This window comes from Roseateles aquae, from assembly GCF_032337115.1.
Lineage (GTDB): Bacteria > Pseudomonadota > Gammaproteobacteria > Burkholderiales > Burkholderiaceae_C > Roseateles_C > Roseateles_C aquae.
This window is the reverse complement of the sequence record NZ_JAVXZY010000012.1, coordinates 23,476-41,888: the sequence shown is the minus strand read 5'-3', so window position 1 is coordinate 41,888 and position 18,413 is coordinate 23,476. Positions and strand designations below refer to the sequence as shown.

Here is an 18,413-nt window from a genome sequence, read left to right as displayed (position 1 = left end):
GCTGCAACGTCGGGCAAGCCTTCATGGGGGACGGGCTGGAACTTGGCTAAGCTCGGCCGATGTCCAGCAGCGCCCCGTCCCCGAAAGCCGCCACCGTGCTCGTCGCCTGCCTGTGTGCCGAGTGGTGCCGCACCTGCGAGAGCTATCACGCCAGCTTTGCCGAGCTGCGCGAGCAAAACCCGGCCTACCGCTTTGTCTGGGTTGATATCGAGGACGATGCCGAGCTGGTCGGCGACCTGGAGGTGGAAACCTTCCCGACGCTGCTGATCGGCGTCGGCGAGGAACTGCGCTTTCTGGGCCCGGTGCTGCCCCAGCCCGGCGCCGCCCAGCGCCTGCTGGAGGCGATGCTGAATGCACCGGCGGCCAAGGCCGGGCCGGCCGCCCAGGCCCTGCTGTCCCGGCTGCAGCACAGCTGCTGATTCAGCGCGGCCGGCAAACCGGCGGAGGGCGGTTTTCGCACTCAGGCGACAATCGCGGCCTCGCTCATCTGTTGCGCCCCTCACCATGACCGTCCTCCTGCAAAGCTCTGTGGCCCGGGCCACGCCCATCATTGCGCTGGATCGCCAGGCCTTCCAGGCCTTGGCACCCCAGCTGCCCAAGCCGACCCAGAACTGGCTGGCCACGGTCGGCTTTGTGGCCGCCCCCGACAGCTTCGCGCTGGTGCCCGGTGCCGATGGCAAGCTCGGCCAGGTCTTTGCCGGCGTGGCCCACGCCGCCCACCCGTTTGCACTGGCCGCCCTGCCGCTGGCCCTGCCGGCCGGCCGCTACTACCTCAGTGATGAGGGCCTGGCCATCAGCACCGAGCAGGCCGCGCTGTCCTGGGAGCTGGGCGCCTACCAATTCGATGTCTACAAGCGCGAATCGCGCACGCCGGCCGAGCTGGTGCTGCCGCCTGGCGTTGACGGCGAACGCGGCCTCGCCCTGGCCACCGCCATCTGCGCCACCCGCGATCTGGTCAACACGCCGGCCGAGCACATGGGCCCGGAAGAGCTGGCCACCGCGGTGCAGCTGATCGCCAAACAACATGGCGCCAAGTTCAAGCAGATCGTCGGTGATGCGCTGCTGAAGCAGAACTTCCCGGCCATCCACGCGGTTGGCCGCGCCTCGCACCGGGCGCCGCGCTTGATCGAGCTGAACTGGGGCCGCGCCAAGGACCCGCTGATCAGCCTGGTCGGCAAGGGTGTGTGCTTCGATACCGGCGGCCTCGACCTGAAGAGCGCCGAGGGCATGCGCCAGATGAAGAAGGACATGGGCGGCGCGGCCAACGCGATCGGCCTGGCCAGCCTGATCATGACGCTGAAGCTGCCGGTGCGCCTGCAGCTGCTGATCCCGGCCGTCGAAAACGCCGTGGCCGGCAATGCCTACCGCCCCGGCGATGTGATCAAGACCCGCAAGGGCCTGCAGATCGAGATCGGCAATACCGATGCTGAAGGCCGCGTCGTGCTGTCCGATGCGCTGGCCTACGCGGCTGAGCACAAGCCCGAGCTGGTGATCGATCTGGCCACGCTGACCGGCGCTGCCCGCGTGGCCCTGGGTGGCCAGCTGCCGGCGCTGTTCGCCAAGCATATGGACACCGCCCGCGAGCTGGTCGATCTGGGCCTGAAGCTCGACGACCCGCTCTGGCATATGCCGCTGTGGGCGCCGTACCAGGAAGGCATCGCGTCCAGCATCGGCGACATCGTCAACACCGGCCGCAATGCGCTGGCCGGCGCGATCAATGCCGCGCTGTTCCTCGAGTACTTCCTGCCCCTGCAGCAGGACTGGCTGCACATCGACCTGTTCGCCTGGAACGATGTCGCCCGCGCCGGCCGCCCGGTGGGCGGCGAAGCGCAGACGCTGCGCACGCTCTTGGCCTATCTGGAAGAGCGTTTCGGCGGCTGATCGCTTGCCTCCGCACAGCCTCAGCGCCGTGCTTCGAGCAACCACTGCGCCGCCCGCTCGGCAATCATCAGCGTCGGTGAGTTGGTGTTGCCGCTGGTGATGGTGGGCATCACGCTGGCGTCGACGACGCGCAGACCGGCGATGCCACGCACCCGCAGCCGGCTGTCGACGACGGCCAGCGGGTCGTCGTCGCGGCCCATCTTGCAGGTGCCGACCGGGTGGAAGATGGTCGTCGCGATATCGCCGGCCAGCCGCGCCAGTTCCTCGTCGCTCTGGTACTGCGGGCCTGGCTTGTATTCCTCGGGCCGGTAGCGGGCCAAAGCCGGCTGCGCAAGGATCTTGCGGGTCAGGCGCAGGCTCTCCGCGGCAATGCGGCGGTCTTCCTCGGTGCTCAGATAGTTCGGCGCAATGGCCGGCGCCACGGCCGCCCCGGCCGAACGGATCTGCACCGTGCCGCGGCTGGTCGGGTTCAGATTGCAGACGCTGGCGGTGATCGCGTTGAAGCGGTGCAGCGGCTCGCCAAAGGCATCGAGCGACAAGGGCTGCACGTGGTATTCCAGGTCGGGCCAGACCTTGGCCGCACTGCTGCGCGTGAAAGCGCCAAGCTGTGAAGGCGCCATGCTCATCGGCCCGCTGCGGCGCAGCGCGTACTCCAGGCCGATGCGTGCCTTGCCCCAGAGGCTGTTGGCCATGGTGTTGAGCGTCTTCACGCCCTGCACCTTGAAGACCGTGCGGATCTGCAGATGGTCCTGCAGATTGGCCCCGACGCCGTCCAGCGCCTGCACGACATCGATGCCATGACGCTGCAGCAGTTCGGCCGGACCGACGCCAGACAGCTGCAGGATCTGTGGCGAACCGATCGCCCCGGCCGCCAGCACCAGCTCGCCGCCCGGGTTCAGGCGCACCGTCTCCAGGCCATGCGGCGTCATCACTTCGGCGCCGCAGCAGCGGCGCTGGCCGCTGCTCTCATCGAACTGCAGGTGGCGCACCTGCGCGCCGGTCCAGAGCTCGAAATTGGGCCGGCCCAGGCAGGTGGGCCGCAGAAAGGCCTTGGCCGTGTTCCAGCGCCAGCCGCCGCGCTGGTTGACCTCGAAGTAGCCGACGCCCTCATTGCTGCCGCCGTTGAAATCATCGCTGGCCGGAATGCCGGCCTGCTGGGCCGCCTCGGCGAAGGCATCGAGCACGTCCCAGCGCAGCCGCTGCCGCTCGACTCGCCACTCGCCACCATGGCCGTGCAAGGCCTTGAAGCGCTCGCTGACGCCGGCTGGCGCATCGAGCCGCCAGTGGTTCTCGTGCTGCTTGAAGAAGGGCAAGACCTGACCCCAGCGCCAGGCCTCATCGCCGGCAGCCTCGGCCCAGGCCTCGTAATCGCGCGACTGGCCGCGCATATAGATCATGCCGTTGATGCTGGAGCAGCCGCCCAGCACCTTGCCGCGCGGGTAACGCAGGCTGCGCCCGTTCAGCCCGGCATCGGGCTCGGTCTTGTAAAGCCAGTCGGTGCGCGGGTTGCCGATGCAGTAGAGATAGCCCACCGGAATGTGGATCCAGTGGTAATCGTCCCGCCCGCCGGCCTCCAGCAAGAGCACGCGCTTGCCACGATCGGCCGACAGCCGGTTGGCCAGCAGGCAGCCGGCCGTGCCGGCGCCAACGATGATGGTGTCAAAGCTCATGCGCCCGATGCTGGCTCAGCCCAGCGATGGCCGCAAGCGCAAAGCTACGTAGTCGAGCTTGCGGCTGGCTGCATCCCCAGCCGCCTACTGCAGCGGCGCGCTCAGCGCTGCACGCTTTGCGACTCGATGGACTTGATCTTCAGCCCCTGCAGCGTGCGCACCAGCGTCAGCTGATCGTGCGAGACGATGTGTTTGTCCGGCAGCCGGGGCATTTGCAGCGTGACGCGGGCGACATAGCTCAGCTTGGCCTCGGTCCAGGGGAAGCCCTTGCGCTGCACCGACACCTCGCTGAATTCGGTATGTGTGCTGGCGTCCAGCAGTGCAAAGGCCGCCGAGGCCTTGTGGTAGTAGCCGCAGAGTTCCTCCTTGCCGCCTTCCACCTCCCAATCGCCTTCGCGTTCGTCGGAACGGATACTGACCTCGACGTTGTCGGTATAGGCCTCGCAGGCCTTGGAGTCGCCGGACCAGATCTGCCCCTCGTGCTGCCCCAGCCACTGCACCAGCCGGTCTTCGGCAAAAACCAGCCGCCCATGCGCAAACCATGCGCCCAGCAGCACAAGCGCCCAAAAAATCTTCTTCACCGCAGCCCTCCTCAAACCCTCTTTATTTGGAACGGCCGGCGCTGCGTACCAGCACCGGCCGGGCCGCATGGTAGCGGCATCGGATGGGGTGGCGGCCTGGGGTTTCAGCGCAGCTCGGCCAAGGCGTACCAGTCCAGCTTGCGGGTCAGCATCATCACCGTGGCCAGGGTGGCAAACAGCAGCAGCGAACCGACGATTAAGGCAGCTTGCTCCAGGCGCAGGAGCACGAACAGCGCGCCATAGAGCGCGGCCAGCCCAGACCCGAACAGCAGGCCGCGGCGCCAGTGGCCCAGCATGCTGGCACCGTAGACACCCAGCAGGCCCACTGCGGCCAGCGCCGCCAGCGCGTAGGACGAGGCAAAACTCAGCTGCTCCGACAGGCTCAGCAGCAAGAGGAAGAACAGGCACTGGGCCAGGCCGACCAGCAGGTACTGCACCGGGTGCACACGGCGACCCGAAAGCAGCTCCACCAAGGAGACGCAGGTGAAGGTGAGCAGGATGAACATCAGGCCGTATTTGATGGCGCGGTCGCTCATCACATAGGGATTGATCGGGTCCACCATGTCGAAGCTCAGGCTGTCAGCGTCGGCAAGCTGATCACCGCTGCTCAAGCCGCGCAAGGGCCGGCCATGCTCGACCCAGTCGCCCGCCGTGCTGGCCAGCTCCGAGACCTGCCACAGCGCTGTGAAGCCCTGATCGCTGACCTCACGCCGCGTTGGCAGAAAGCGGCCGCCAAAGCTGGGATGCGGCCAGCCCGATTGCAGCTCCAGGCGGGTTGACGCGGCCGCCGGTATCAGCGCGAAGCGCTGGGTGCCCGCCAGTTCCAGCTGCATCTGCACTTGCAGAGCTTGGCCATTCATCACCACCTCAGGCAAGTCGGCATGCAGGCCTTGCGGGTAGCTGGGATGCCCGGTGCCTGGGCGCACCGCCAACGCCTGCCCAGCAGCACTGAGCGAGACGCTGCGCAGGCCGCGCACATCGCTGGCAGCCAGCATCAAGCGCGGCACCTCGCAATGCAGCCGGCCGCCGGCGTGCTCCGCATGGGGCTCCAGCTTGCCGAGCGCGGGCCACTGGGCCGCCAGCTGCAGATGGCCGGCATAGCCATTGACCTTGAACAGCCCCCGGTAGCGCGGCTCGGGATCGAGCTGGGCTTTCAGCTGCAGATCGCCGGGCACGGCGCTGAGCCGGAACTGGCGGCTCTGCGCCTGCAGCTGGCGCTCGCGGCCTTCGCCGGCCCAGGCCCCCCATTGTTCGGTGCAGACCCGGGTCAGCACAGGCCCCAACATCAGCTGGGCGCCGGCGAGCGATTCCTCGACGCTGCGCACCGCCTCGGCCTGGCGCGCCTGTCGCTCATCGACCAGCCAACCGATGCGCAGCAAGACCAGTGACAAGAGCAGGCCAAGACCGGCCAGTACCAGGGATTTGATCAACCAGCTTCGTGCCATGTAGAAGGCTCCTCGCGAAAAGGTGCCCACTGTCGGCAGTGTTGGTGAAGCCTTCAGGAAGTGGGTGAAGCCAGTGTGAAGCGCACGCGCAATCCTGGTGCTGCGGCTTCGAACTGCAGGCCGCCGCCATGCAGGGCCGCCACCTGCATCGCGATCGCCAGGCCCAGGCCCGAGCCCTTGCCCCCGCCGTCGGGACGCGCCGTGGAGAAGAAGCGCCGGCCCAGCTGCTGCATCGCGAAGTCCGGCACGCCGGGGCCATGATCGCGCAGCGACACGCAGCTGATGCTGCCTTCGCGCCAGATCGCCAGCTCCAGCACCGAGCCCGTCGGCGCGAAGTCCAGCGCATTGCTGAGCAGATTGCTCAGCGCCAGCGTCAGCATCTCGGCATCGGCGTCAACCAGCAGCGGCTCCGTTTTCAGGAAGCGCAGCTGCAGCTGGCGTTGCGTGATGCGGTCGGCCTGCTGGTCCAGCACGGCTTGGAACAGCACATCGAGCCGCAGCCGCTCGGGGTGAGCAGGCCCCCGCTGCAACTCCAGCTTGGAGAGTTCCAGCATGCGATCAATCAGCTCGCGCATGCGCTCGCTCTGCTCGACCACCTGGACGGCGAAGCGCTGGCGGTCCGCCGGGGCCAGCTCGTCTTGCAGCAGTTCGCCGGCGCCGCGCATCGCGGCCAGCGGGCTCTTCAGCTCGTGGGTCAGCGCACGCACCGTCTGTTCGATGTGCTCGCGCCCCTCCAGCCGCAGCCGCATGGCCTCCATCGCGCGGGCCAGATCACCGAGTTCGCCCGGCACCTGGGGCAGCTCCTGGCGTTCGCCGGCCTGCACCTGCTGAGCATAGTTGCGCAGCCGCCGTACCGACATCACCAGCCAGCCCGTCACCGCGACACCTATGGCCATAGAGAACAGCAGCAACGACAGGCCCGCCACCAGGATGCGCTGCTCGGCGCGGTCGATGAAACGCTGCACCGAAGCCAGCGGCTTGGCCACGGTGACCACGCCCAGCGTGCGGCCGGCCAAGGGCGAGCTCAGCGGCGCCCGCACCGGCGCGGCCACATACATGACGGCGCTGCGCTCATCGCCATCGATCGCATTGCTGGTGCGTGCCCCGTATTCGCCGCGCAGGGCCAGCGCCACATCGCGCCATTGCGAATAGTCCTGACCCACCGCGGACTGCGGATCGCTGTCGAGCAAGACCTGACCCCGGGCATCGGTCAGATAGATGCGCAAGTCCAGGCTCTGCTTGCGCAAGCCCCAGATGCGCGCGTCGACCGAGCGCTTGGCATAGGCACTGAGCTGCTGCGCCAGATGCCCCTCGGCCAGTGACTGCCCCGGCTCCAGCAGCGCCATCTCCTGCGCCGCGGCCTCGGCAACGAGGTGGGCGGTGTCCACCATCAGGTCTTCCATCACCTCGCGCACGCTGGGCTTGACCTCGCCCAGAAAGACCCGCAGCACGAAGAAGGCGGTCAGGCCGGTGATCAGGAAGAAGGCAAAGAACAGGCGCAGGCCGAGGCGCATGTCAATCGTCGTCCAGTTCCAGCGAGTAGCCAAGGCCGCGGTGCGTGCGTATCGGGTCGCGCTGCGGTGCCGCCTGGCGCAGCTTGGCGCGCAGCGTCTTGATATGCGTGTCGACCGTGCGGTCCAGGCTCTCGGCCGACAGCCCCCAGACGGCATCGAGCAGGTGCTCGCGGCTGAAGATCCGCGAAGGCGCGGCCAGCAAGGTCTTGAGCAGGCCCAGTTCGCGGCGCGTCAGCGGCAAGAGCTGGCCCTCGAACAGCAGCCTTGTGCCCTCGCCCTCGATGACGAAACCGCCCTGGTTGGCCACCGGCAGTGCGGCGCTGGCCTGGGCACGGCGCAGCAGCGCACGCACCCGCGCCACCAGCTCACGCGGGCTGAAGGGCTTGCTCAGGTAGTCGTCGGCGCCCAGCTCCAGGCCCAGCACGCGATCCCATTCCTCGGCGCGGGCGCTCAGGATCATGATGGGCAGGCTGCCCTGCTGGCGCAGCTCGCGACAGAGGTCCAGGCCATTGCCATCGGGCAGGCCGAGGTCCAGCAAGGCCAGGTCGGGAGGCGCTTGCTGCAGGCTGAGGCGGGCCTCATGCAGCCAGCTCTGGTGCTCGACCTGCCAGCCCTCCCGCTCCAAGCTGAACTGCACCGTGTGAGCGATGGCCGGATCGTCCTCCAGCAGCAGGATGCGCGTCACCACCCGCCCCTCAGTTGGCCAGATGCGAGGCCAGCACCGGGAACAGCTTGACTAGGCCGTCGGCCAGCAGTTCGACCGCCAGCGCCGCGAGGATCAGGCCCATCAGCCGGGTCATGATGTTGATGCCGGTCTGGCCCAGCACGCGGGCAATGCGGCCGGCCGCGGAAAACACCAGATAGGTCACCGCGCCGACAACGACGCCGTAACCCACCAGCACCGCCAGCTCCCACCAGTGGCGGGTCTTCTCGGCGTAGATGACCATGGTCGAGATCGTCGCCGGGCCGGTCAGGAGCGGGATGGTCAGCGGCACGACGGCGATGCTGGCACCGGACGCCGCCTTGCTGGCGCCCTCGCTGACGTCCTCGGCCCGCGACTCGGCCGGCTGCGCGTTGAGCATCTGCAGCGAGCTGATCAACAGCAACGTGCCGCCGCCGACCTGGAAGCTGGCCAGCGAGATGCCGAAGAATTCGATCACCCGCAGGCCGGCGATCGCGCTGATGGCGATGACCAGAAAAGCGCTGAAGGCACTGACGGCAATCGTCTGCTGCCGCTGCGCCTTGCTGAAGGTCTGCGTGTAGTGGATGTAGAAGGGCACGACGCCGATCGGGTTGACGATGGCCAGCAGGGCGACGAGCGGCTTGTAGATGTCCATGCGCTGATTGTGAGTTATGCGGTGCCGTCTGCGGCCAAGGCCATCAGGTAACGCAAGCCAGCCGCGGCCCGCGGCCCGTACCAGCTGAGCAGCTCGCCGTCGACCAGCTGCACCTGCGCCCGCGGGCACAGCGCCTGCGCCTCGGCCAGATGGCTGGCATTGAAGCTGTAGGGCTCGGAGCTGAGCAGCACGCGGTCGATGTCGGCCAGCCAGGGCTCCTCGCCACGCAGCTGCGGATAACGCGCCGCGCCATGCGCGCCGCCGTCCACCGCCGGCCAGCTCTGCCAGCCGACCTGGGCCAGCATGCGGCTGATATAGGTGTCGCGCGCCACCGTCATCCAGGGCTGGCGCCAGATCAGGTAGAGCACCCGCTCGCCCGGCCAGCTGTGCGCGGCGCAGGCAGCCAGTGCGGCACGCAGCTCGCCGGCCAGCGCCTCGGCGCGCGCCGCCACGTCGGGCTGATTGCCAAAGGCATCAAGTAACTGCTGCAGCAGCACCAGGTTGTCAGCCGGCGCATTCGGGTGGGTGACGATGATCTCGGGCACGAACGCGCGCAACGCCTCGACGGTCTCAAGCGTGTTCTCGTCCACATTGACGATCACATGGCTGGGCGCCAGCCGGCGCAGCTTGGCTAGATTGACGTCCTTGGTGCCACCGACCTTGGCGATCGCGGCCATGGTCTCGGCCGGATGGATGCAAAAGCCGGTGCGCGCCACCATCAGCGGCGCCAGGCCCAGGGCCGCGAGCAGCTCGCTGATCGAGGGCACCAGCGAGGCGATGCGGGGCGGGCCGCTCATCACAGCGTCGCGTCTTCCACCGGCGTGTCCTGCAGCGCCAGATAGACGGCGCAGCAGCCGCGCAGGTACAGCAGCGTCGGCAGCACCAGGGCCAGCGCAAACACAGCGCCGCCGCCGATCAGCGCTGCGGTCAGCTGGCCGGTCGCGGAGGCCGTGGCCGGCAGGCCGCTGGCGCCCAGGCTGCGCAGGCCATAGCCAAACAGGCCCGCCATCAGCTGCTGCGGCGGCACGTCGACACCGGCCACCCAGATCGACAGCAGCGCCATGGCCCGGCCGCCGGCCATCAGCACCAGACTGACCGCCGCGCTCATCACCGCCGTCAATGCCAGCACCGTGCCCATCAGCGCGGCCACATCCAGCAGCCGGTAGCGCATGTGGCTGAGCATCATCCGAATCGTCGTGCGCGTCGTCTGCCCGGCCCAGATCGATGGCCCGGTCAGCGGCCCAACCAGCACCGCTCCCGCCAAAGCCATGCCGCCCAGCATCAGCACCCCCAGCGGCACCAGCAGGGCAAACAGCGCTGTGCCGATACGCGGCAGGCGCACCGCCCAGAGCAGGCCCAGCAGCAGCGCCAGCAGCAGCGCCGCCATCAGCAGCAGCGCCAGCACGCTCAGCGCGCCGCGGTGGGCGCAGCGCAAGGCGTCAAAAAAGGCGTCCTGCACATCACGCAGCGGCCGGCCCTGGGCCTGGTCCATCAGGATCAGGCCGGTGGTGTTGACCCCATAAAAAGCGACAAGTACCGAGCAGACGCCCCAGATGCCGCCCCAGAGCTGATCGGCCCGGGCCAAATCGGCCTCGGCCTCGGCCATGGCCAGCAGCAGGCCGGCAAAACAAAAGGTGGCCAGCAGCGCATACAGCGCCGGGCCGTTGCGCACCGCGTCCAGGCTGGCAAAGACACGGCTGAGCGATTGCAGGGTGAGTTTTCGGTGCATGGGGGAGTCAGGCCAAGGGCGGCTCATCATAGCGACCCACCCTCAGGCAGGCGGCCGCCGCGAAACCGCGGTTTAACCGCGCTGTTTCACGGGTCGGTGACGGCTTTTTGCGGGTTTTCTCGCAGAAGCTGAAAAACAACAGTGAGAGTTGGGCACTTTGCGCACGGCTGGACCTCTCACCCATAATCGTTTACCTGTGTCTGGATGCAGCGCCTTCGGTTGAATGGTTCACGATGGGTTGAAGCTCCACATGGTTATTTGGTATTGAAAGGGCTTCCCCATGGGAAACAAGCTTTACGTAGGCAATCTGGCCTATAGCGTGCGTGACGAATCGCTGCAAGAGGCGTTTGGTCAATTTGGCACTGTGACCTCCGCAAAGGTCATGATGGACCGCGAAACCGGCCGTTCCAAGGGCTTCGGCTTTGTGGAAATGGGCTCGGACGCCGAAGCACAATCCGCCATCAATGGCATGAATGGCCAGGCCCTCGAAGGCCGCGCCATCGTCGTGAACGAAGCCCGTCCTCGTGAAGAGCGTCCGGGCGGCTTCGGTGGCGGCGGTCGTTCGGGCGGCGGCGGCTTCGGCGGCGGTCGTTCGGGTGGCGGCGGCTACGGCGGCGGCGGCGGTGGTGGCGGCTACGGTGGTGGCGGTGGCCGCTCCGGTGGCGGCGGCTACGGCGGCGGCGGCGGCCGTTCCGGTGGCGGCGGCTTCGGCGGCGGTGGCGGTTACGGCGGCGGTGGCCGTTCGGGCGGCTACTGATCCCAGGCCAGGCGATCCGCACTTGCTGCGGATCTATGCCGAGGACACAAGCAAGAAAGGCAGCTCATCGAGCTGCCTTTTTTCATGGCTCTTTTGGCGTTAAGTGTGGATGTACTGGAAGCAGCCAAAGGCAACCACAGAGGCACTGAGACACAGAGAAAAACGCAGCGAACCTCTGTTCCCTCTGTGAATTCCTCTGCGACTCTGTGGCTCTGTGGTTTGTTTTGGCAGATCAACAGCTAACGCGCAAAGAGCCCTCTTCATGGCCTTCACGCATGGCCTTTGTGGCCGCAACTCCGCGGCTCGCCTCAGTCCATCAAGTCGATCGCCAGCTTGGCAAACCACTGGGTTTCACGCTCGGCGCCGGGCTGCTGGCGCGACTGCGTGAAACCAAGGCTGTAGACCTTGCGCAGGCCCTGGCGGTGCTGATACATCAGCGCCAGGAGCCGCTCGCGGTCGGCACTGCCAGCCAGGCCGGGCTCGGCGACCCGATTCAGCCGCGTGTGCTGCACGGTGGCACGCACCGAATCACGTGCCCCGAAGTGCAGCACCGCCAGCGCCTGCGCGGCCAACTCGCTCAGCGACGCATCGCCTTGCGGTGAACGAACCGAGGCACCGCTGAGATGCGGCTCGAAGTCCAGCCACCAGCCCTTCCACAGCGGCGTGCGCATCTTGGCCTCCAGCGTCCAGACCAGACCCCGGCCCAGGCGATCGGCCTCGACATCAAGCCGTCGCCCCCATTCCAGCTCGGCCGAGAGCAGGCCCAGCCAGGGCGCCGGGCTGACGCTGAATCCCAGCGTCAGCGTTCGCGGCGAATGCAGCCTGCCCGCGCTGCGCGCGCGTTGCTGGTCGAGATTCAGATGCGACCACAGCTCGAAGTTGCGTGCCGACGAGAACCAAAGCCCCGGGTGCAGCCGGCGCTCGATCAGTTCGCCGGCGGCCACGCCCTCGCGCGCATCGGCCAGCGCGCGCGTCTCCTGCGCCTGCATTTGCCATTCGAACTCATAGGCCTGCAGCCGCAGGCCCTCGCCCAGCGGCGCCCAGCTCTGCGCGCCCAGCCGGCGATGCGATTCCAGGCTGACACGGCGGAAGCCGGTCTGGCTGACAAAGCCGTTGTCGTTGGCAAAGCCCGGCGCCACATGTTCGAAATGGGCCAGATGGTTCCAGTCGGCACTGCGCTCGCGCCAGCTCAGCCACAGCCGGTGACCGCGCTCGGCCGTCTGGCGCTGCGCCTGGCCCTGGGCATCGAAGCCGGCGGTGGTGTCGGACAGCAGCAGATGGCCGCGCAGCAGTGCTTGCTCGCTGGCCCGCCAGGCGAAGTCAGTGCCGAACACGCTGTTGCGGCGGCCGTTGCCGTAGTCGCGCCGCGCGCCCAGCCCGGCCAGGCTCAGCTCACCGATCTGCTGGCGCGCACGCACAAAGCTGGCCTGCGAACGGCCATGCTGCTCGAAGTAGCGGGTGCCGTAGGCATGGGCGCGCAAGACCTGACCCCCACCGGCATCGCGGACGCTCAGCGCCGTCGCCTCGGCGTCGACACCGCGCCAGGTGGCGCGCAGGCCCCAGTCCGGATCGGTGATGGCGCGCGAGTAGAAGGCCGCCTGGCTGTGGGCAGCACCGGCGTCTTCGGCCTGGCCCGCACCGACCACATCCTTGCTTTCCAAAAAGAAGGGCCGCTTCTCCTGCTGGAACAGCGCATAGCGGGTGTTGCCGGCCAGCTGTGGCGTGTCCAGCTCGACCTGGGAGAAGTCCGGGTTCAGCGTCGCGTCGATCACCCAGTCGGCGCGCGGCCGCCACTTGATCTCGGCCCCCAGGGCCGCTTCACGATGCCGCTCGCTGTGCCCGTCTGCCGCACCCTCGGACACGCTGCGGCGCAGCTGGCGGGCGCTGAGTTCAGGACGGACCTGCAGGAAACTGCGCTCGCGCACCGTCTCGACCAGATCACCGAGGCCCTCCAGCGGCTGCAGCTCGGCAATGAAGCTCAGCGCATCGTGGGTCAGCGGCGCGCTGAGCATCATCACGCTGTCTTCGCGCGGCATGCTGCGCCCGACCATCAGCCGCCACGGCGCGCCGCCGGCATAGGGGTAGCGCAGCGCCGCCAGCGGCCAGCGCAGCTCGACGCTGTAGCCATCCGGCAGCAGTTGCGCGGCGGCCTGCAGATCGAAGTCGGGCGAGAAGTCCTCGGCATCGTCGTCGGCGGTGAACACGCCGTCGGCAATTACGCCGCTGGCGCTGACGCGGGCAAACTGGGCCGCGCGGCGCTGGCCGACAGGATCGAGAACGACGATGACAAAGTCCTGGTCGCGCTTGACCTGATCACGCCGCGCCAGCGGCGCGCGGATCTTGCTCGGCTCGGGGTCGTAGGCGCGGATGCCGAAGGTGATCGCGTCGTCGTCAACGACGACCTGCACCGTGGTGTGCCAGCGCGCCGGCCGGCGATCCTCCGGCTGGTGCTGGACGAAGGCGTCGTGGATGGGCGCCTCGGCCCACAGGGCGTCGTCGAGGCGGCCGTCCAGCTGCAGCGCTGCGTGCTTGACGCGCAGGGCCCGCGGGCCGCTGACCCCCTCGGGATAGAAGGCCGCCGTGTCGGGGCCGGCGAGCGCAGCGCAGCTGCACAGGGCCAGCGCCAGGCTGGTCAGTGAGTGTTTCATGAGAGGCATGTGTGTCACGCCGTCGAGCGGCGCGGCGAGCGGCAAGGCATCGGGCAGCGACCAAGCCGATGACGGCCGGCGCTGATCGCTTCAGGGGCTGAGGCGAGCGCGCTCAGCTAACAGGGATGAAGAACCTTGGACATGCGGCCTTCCGCAGCGGCGCTGGATGAAAGCTTGATCTGGCAGGGCAGGCTCACTGCCTTGGCGGCGGACCAGCGTCAGTGTAGCGAGCAAGCCCGGCCCTCTGCCATTCGTCATGGCGATGGCAGCGCCTACTCGCCGTCGCGATGCTTGCGCGGGCGGCCGCTCAGCAGCCGATCAAACAGCCAGTTAGGCAGCAGCCGCATCAGACGCGCCACCCAGCCCATCTGCCAAGGGATGACGCGAAAGCTGACGCCAGCCTCAATCGTCTCGTAGGCGCGGCGGGCGAAGTCCTCGGGCTGCATCAGGAAGGGCATGGCGTAGCGGTTCCTGGCCGTCAGCGGCGTGGCGATATAGCCGGGCGCGATGGTCAGCACGCGCACACCGTGGGGCCGGCATTCGCCGCGCAGGCTTTCGCAATAGCTGATGACCGCCGCCTTGCTGGAGCAGTAGCCGGCATGGCCGGGCAGGCCGCGAATGCCGGCCACGCTGGCGATGCCGACCAGGCTGCCGCGGCGGCGCTCGTTCATCGGCGTGATGAAGGGCTGGAAGGTCGCGGCCAGGCCAATATTGTTGGTCGCGTAGATGCGCTGCAGCACCTCGATATCGCCGGGGATGGCACTGTCCATGCCGACGCTGATGCCGGCATTGGCGATCACCACCTCGGGCAGGCCCTGTTCGGCGATGCACTGGCGGCCGGCGCCGGTGATAGCGGCCACGTCGCTGACGTCGGCACCGTAGATGCGATAACGCTCAGGCTGCAGGCCCTGGGCCTGGGCCCAGCTGGCGATCTCGGCGGTGCGCCGCGCCACCAGCGCCAGCGCCCAGCCCTGGTGGTAGTAGTGCAGCGCCAGGGCCTGGCCCAGGCCGCTGGACGCGCCGGTGATGTAGACAAGCTTCATGGTCGGGCCTTGCGCGATGCCGCCGGCGGATCAAAGCGCGCCGTGCTGTGGCCGCTGAACTGCAGCTGGCCGCTCAGGTTGTCGTATTCGAAGCTGCTGGCACGGACCTCGCCGCGCGCCGTTTTCAGCGTCACCGGCAGGTGCGAGCGCAGCTTCTCGGTGGCCATGAAGGCGTGCATGAACTCGCCTTGCAGCTCCAGCTTGGGGCTGGCCTGCTGAGCGGCGCCGTCCTGATCCCAGCGGCGCACCCGCACATCGCCGATCAGCTGCAGCTCGCTGCCGTCGCCATTGCTGAGCGCACGTGTGGCGCTGGCCAGCGTCAGGCTGCCGTCGCGGCCATGGCCGCGCAACTCGACACCATCGATCTCTATCGTGTCGGTATCCGGGTAGTGGCGCATCTCGCGGCCAAGGATGCGCGCGCTGAGCCGGCCCGCGGCATCAAAGCGCTGCAGCTCGAAGCCACTCATCCGGTAGTCCGGCACATGGCGCGGCGCCAGCGGCTGGCCGGGCTCGTCGGGCGCCGGCGTGTTCTTGACCAGCCACCAGGTGAAGGCGGCCAGAAAGGCCATCAGCAGCAGGGGCAGATAGCTGGACAGCAGCGATTGCAACCGCCAGATCAGCGGCTGCGGCGCGCGGCGCACCTGGGGCGCGCGCGGCGGTGCCAGCGTCGCGGCCATCAGGCCGTGCCTCCGTCCAGCGTATCCAGATGCCCCTGCAGCAGCGCGGCATAGCGGCCGGCCGCCATCAGCAGCAAATCGCAGCATTCGCGTGCGGCGCCATGACCACCGGGGGCGGCGGTGATGTGGTGGGCCACGGCCAGCACCTCGGCATGGGCTTGAGCCGGCGCGCAGGCAAATCCGGCACGCGTCAGCAGCGGCAGATCGGGCCAGTCGTCGCCCATCGCGGCGACCTGCGGCCAGTCCAGGCCCAGCTGATCAAGCAGCGGCTGGGCCACGGCCAGCTTGTCTTTCGCGCCGTAGACGGCATGCCGCAGGCCCAGATCGGCGACCCGGCGGCGCACCGCCGGCGAGTCGCGGCCGGTGATGATGATGGGCGTGATGCCGCCCTGCGCCAGCAGCTTGAGGCCATGGCCATCCAGCGTCGAGAAGGCCTTGAAGCTCTCGCCCTGCTCGGCGATGTAGATGCGGCCATCGGTCAGCACGCCATCGACATCAAAGATCGCCGCCTTGATGCCGCCCTCAGGGGCAAGACCTGGCCCCTGGGCCTTGAGCAGCAGTTCAGTCGGAAAGCGCAGTGCAGGTGTCAGTGGCATGGTGTCAGCCGCAATCGTGGCAATCAGGGATGGCAGTCCAAAGAAAAACCCAGCGACGCCCGAGGATCCGGCTCTGCCGGTCCTGCGGGCGTGCCCCCTTCGAGGGGGCCGAGGCCGGACACAAACGGCTGGCCGTTTGTGCCTGCCGAGGGGTCAGGCCAGTGGCCTGACGCGGCTCGCAGAGCCGCGCAGCGCGTAGGGGGTGGACCATCAAATCACCTTGGCCGACATCAAGTCGTTGATGTGGATGGCGCCTTGAAGCTTGCCCTCGCCATCCTGCACCAGCACGACGGTGATGCGGGCCGACTCCATCAGGTCGGCAGCCTCGACGGCCAGCGCATCGCCGGGCACCGACTTGGGGTTCGTCGAGCCGACCTCGCCGGCCTTCAGGCCGCGCAGATCAACACCGCGCTCGATCAAGCGGCGCAGATCGCCATCGGTGAAGACGCGCTGCACACGGTCTTCGGCGTCGACGACGATGGCCAGGCCCAGGCTCTTGGCCGACATCTCGCGCATCATCTCGGTGAAGGGCGTGTCGGGGCTGACGCGCGGCAGCGCCTCGCCGCTGCGCATCAGGTCGCGTACATGCGTCAGCAGCTTGCGGCCGAGCGCACCGCCGGGATGCGAGCGGGCAAAGTCTTCCTCGCGGAAGCCGCGAGCGTCGAGCAGGGCCACGGCCAGCGCATCGCCGAGCGCCATCTGCGCCGTGGTGCTGGCGGTTGGCGCCAGGTTCAGCGGGCAGGCTTCCTTGGCAACACCGCTGTCCAGCACGATGGTGGCGTGGCGGGCCAGGCTGGAGTCGGCGCGACCGGTCATCGCGATGATGACCACGCCCAGGCGCTTGAGCACCGGCAACACGGCGTTGAGTTCATCGCTCTCGCCGGAATTGGACAGGGCCAGCACCACATCCTTGGCGGTGACCATGCCGAGATCGCCATGGCTGGCCTCGGCCGGGTGAACGAACAGCGCCGGCGTGCCGGTGGAGGCCAGCGTGGCAGCGATCTTGCGGCCGACATGGCCGCTCTTGCCCATGCCCATCACGGCCACGCGGCCGGCGCAGGCCAGCACCGCATGAACGGCGGCCGCGAAGCTGTCGCCCAGCCGCGGCGCCATCTGCTGCAGCGCCTGGGCCTCGATCTGCAGGGCCTCTTTGGCCATCTCGACCGCTCGTGCGGGGTCAAAACGCTGGGAATGAGTCATGGCCGGCAGTGTAGCAAGCAGGCCCTCACCAGCAGCGAGCTCAGAACTGCGGTTTCAGCCCCAGGCCCTGCTCGCGCAGCGCGTATTTGCGCAGCACGCCATGCTGGTCGAACAGCAGCACCAGCTCCTTGGAGCCGCTCTCCACCCGTTCGGTGACCAGACCGACGACGGGCACGAAATCCAGGAACTTGGGCAGGCCATCCTTGTAGAAATAGTGCCAGGTCTCCCAGCCGCTGGACTCGAAGCGCAGCACGCTGCCGCGGCCCAACTTTTGTTCGGCCTCGGCCCGGCTGGTGCGCCCCGGCTGCAGCCATTGCGCGGCCTGCTGCGCGTCGAGCGCCTTCATCTGGCCGTTGCCCACCGTCGTGCAGCCGGCCAGCGCCACCACCAGCGCGGTAAGCAGGGCGCGGCTCATCGTGCGCCTCCATCGGCAGCCAAGGCGGTTTCATCCATGTCTTCAAACTCCAGCAAGGTGTCGTCGGGCCAGCTGGCATCGTCCAGCGGCACGACGTACATGCGGTCGCGCAGCCAGTAGGCCCAGTCGACCAAGCCGAATATCGGGCTGTCCTGCGCTACCAGGCTGCCATGCAGGTTCTCGTAGGGCAGGCTCTTGCGGCGGCTGCCATGGACCAAGGTGATGCCGAAAACGGGTCGATCAGCAAAATGTCCGTAGAGCTTCAGCCTGGCGCAGACATCGGTCAGGGCCCGCGCCGCGTAGAAGGCCGGCAACTTGATGCCGCGCACCAAGGTATCGGCGCCATAGATGTCGACATGGCATTCCAGGCGGAGATCGCCAAGCCGCCGCGTGTTCGGAGGCAGACCCGGCGTGCGCACATCCGGGTGCCAGGCCAGCCGCCCTTCGGCCAGCTTGCTGCGAACAATGGCGTCATCGGGCAAACCGGCCCAGGCCGGGTCGATCTCAAAGCGCTGCTGCTCGTCCAAAGCCAGCGACTGGCGGCCGGCGCGGCTGCGCAGCTCCAGCGCGATATCGGCCAGATCGCGCGGGTCGCGCCGTGGGTAAAGGCGCACAAAGAACTGCGCCGCTGGGGCCAGTGCTCGGTATTTGTCAAAGGCCAGGCGCGCCTTGAGCAGCTGCGCAACGGTCTTCTGCTCACGCTCGATGCGCGCCTCGCCGGTGGTTTCGACCTTCTCCAGCTGGGCTGGCGTTTCGGCCGGCAGCTCGGCGAATGCCGTACACGATGTCGCCACCAACAGGCCAGGCAAACAGACTTTGAAGGGAAAACGAGGCATGGTGGGCTGCGCGCTGGTGCGGGATCGGGTGGCGGCACGTGCAGTCTAGGGAGCGAAAGCTTAAGCCAGGCCAAAGCCATGGCT

At 68.1% G+C, this 18,413-nt stretch carries 18 protein-coding genes; 3 read left to right on the top strand and 15 right to left on the bottom strand.

The window, feature by feature from the left end:
• Nucleotides 1–59: 59 nt before the first annotated feature.
• Both RQP53_RS22085 and RQP53_RS22080 read left to right on the top strand, forming a co-directional pair.
• Nucleotides 60–419, top strand: coding sequence for a thioredoxin family protein (locus RQP53_RS22085; RefSeq protein WP_315652872.1), 360 nt, complete (start codon nt 60–62; stop codon nt 417–419).
• An 85-nt stretch (nt 420–504) separates the two neighbouring features.
• Nucleotides 505–1,881 carry a leucyl aminopeptidase family protein gene (locus RQP53_RS22080; protein ID WP_315652871.1) on the top strand — a complete coding sequence of 459 codons (1,377 nt, stop codon included), beginning with the start codon at nt 505–507 and terminating at the stop codon, nt 1,879–1,881.
• A 20-nt stretch (nt 1,882–1,901) separates the two neighbouring features.
• On the opposite strand, the gene RQP53_RS22075 is transcribed toward RQP53_RS22080, so the two are convergent.
• The 8 genes from RQP53_RS22075 to RQP53_RS22040 all read right to left on the bottom strand — a co-directional run bounded on the left by RQP53_RS22075 (nt 1,902) and on the right by RQP53_RS22040 (nt 10,157).
• Nucleotides 1,902–3,551, bottom strand: a complete 1,650-nt coding sequence (locus RQP53_RS22075; RefSeq protein WP_315652870.1) for a GMC family oxidoreductase — start codon at nt 3,549–3,551, stop codon at nt 1,902–1,904.
• A 101-nt stretch (nt 3,552–3,652) separates the two neighbouring features.
• The gene (locus RQP53_RS22070) at nt 3,653–4,132 is read right to left on the bottom strand and encodes a hypothetical protein (protein ID WP_315652869.1); all 480 of its coding nucleotides are present in this window, start codon (nt 4,130–4,132) and stop codon (nt 3,653–3,655) included.
• Nucleotides 4,133–4,236: 104 nt separating this feature from the next.
• Nucleotides 4,237–5,577, bottom strand: coding sequence for a cell envelope integrity protein CreD (creD, locus tag RQP53_RS22065; protein WP_315652868.1), 1,341 nt, complete (start codon nt 5,575–5,577; stop codon nt 4,237–4,239).
• 53 nt (nt 5,578–5,630) lie between these two features.
• On the bottom strand, nt 5,631–7,091 hold the full coding sequence (gene creC, locus RQP53_RS22060) for a two-component system sensor histidine kinase CreC (RefSeq protein WP_315652867.1): 1,461 nt from the start codon (nt 7,089–7,091) through the stop codon (nt 5,631–5,633).
• 1 nt (nt 7,092) lies between these two features.
• Entirely contained in the window at nt 7,093–7,779 is a 687-nt protein-coding gene (gene creB / locus RQP53_RS22055; RefSeq protein ID WP_315652866.1) for a two-component system response regulator CreB, read from the bottom strand.
• Nucleotides 7,780–7,786: 7 nt separating this feature from the next.
• Complete coding sequence (locus RQP53_RS22050) at nt 7,787–8,428, bottom strand: MarC family protein (RefSeq protein ID WP_315652865.1); 642 nt, start codon at nt 8,426–8,428, stop codon at nt 7,787–7,789.
• Nucleotides 8,429–8,442: 14 nt separating this feature from the next.
• Nucleotides 8,443–9,225, bottom strand: coding sequence for a helical backbone metal receptor (locus tag RQP53_RS22045; RefSeq protein ID WP_315652864.1), 783 nt, complete (start codon nt 9,223–9,225; stop codon nt 8,443–8,445).
• Nucleotides 9,225–10,157, bottom strand: coding sequence for a hypothetical protein (locus RQP53_RS22040; protein WP_315652863.1), 933 nt, complete (start codon nt 10,155–10,157; stop codon nt 9,225–9,227). The genes RQP53_RS22045 and RQP53_RS22040 overlap by 1 nt, the downstream gene beginning before the upstream one ends.
• 280 nt (nt 10,158–10,437) lie before the next feature.
• Here RQP53_RS22040 and rbp point away from each other — a divergent pair, with 280 nt between their 5' ends.
• On the top strand, nt 10,438–10,914 hold the full coding sequence (gene rbp / locus RQP53_RS22035) for an RNA-binding regulator (protein WP_315652862.1): 477 nt from the start codon (nt 10,438–10,440) through the stop codon (nt 10,912–10,914).
• 308 nt (nt 10,915–11,222) lie between these two features.
• On the opposite strand, the gene RQP53_RS22030 is transcribed toward rbp, so the two are convergent.
• From RQP53_RS22030 to RQP53_RS22000, 7 genes are all read right to left on the bottom strand, one after another.
• Nucleotides 11,223–13,562, bottom strand: a complete 2,340-nt coding sequence (locus RQP53_RS22030) for a carbohydrate binding family 9 domain-containing protein (protein ID WP_315652861.1) — start codon at nt 13,560–13,562, stop codon at nt 11,223–11,225.
• A gap of 272 nt (nt 13,563–13,834) precedes the next feature.
• A complete protein-coding gene (locus tag RQP53_RS22025) occupies nt 13,835–14,605 on the bottom strand; it encodes an SDR family oxidoreductase (RefSeq protein WP_315652860.1) in 771 nt (256 codons plus the stop codon).
• On the bottom strand, nt 14,602–15,282 hold the full coding sequence (gene lptC, locus RQP53_RS22020) for an LPS export ABC transporter periplasmic protein LptC (protein WP_315652859.1): 681 nt from the start codon (nt 15,280–15,282) through the stop codon (nt 14,602–14,604). Before lptC ends, RQP53_RS22025 begins: the two co-directional genes overlap by 4 nt.
• Nucleotides 15,282–15,878, bottom strand: coding sequence for a KdsC family phosphatase (locus RQP53_RS22015; protein ID WP_315652858.1), 597 nt, complete (start codon nt 15,876–15,878; stop codon nt 15,282–15,284). Before RQP53_RS22015 ends, lptC begins: the two co-directional genes overlap by 1 nt.
• Nucleotides 15,879–16,088: 210 nt before the next feature.
• A complete protein-coding gene (locus tag RQP53_RS22010) occupies nt 16,089–17,078 on the bottom strand; it encodes a KpsF/GutQ family sugar-phosphate isomerase (RefSeq protein ID WP_315652857.1) in 990 nt (329 codons plus the stop codon).
• A 40-nt stretch (nt 17,079–17,118) separates the two neighbouring features.
• A complete protein-coding gene (locus tag RQP53_RS22005; RefSeq protein WP_315652856.1) occupies nt 17,119–17,493 on the bottom strand; it encodes a hypothetical protein in 375 nt (124 codons plus the stop codon).
• Entirely contained in the window at nt 17,490–18,329 is an 840-nt protein-coding gene (locus RQP53_RS22000; protein ID WP_315652855.1) for a hypothetical protein, read from the bottom strand. Before RQP53_RS22000 ends, RQP53_RS22005 begins: the two co-directional genes overlap by 4 nt.
• Nucleotides 18,330–18,413: the final 84 nt, after the last annotated feature.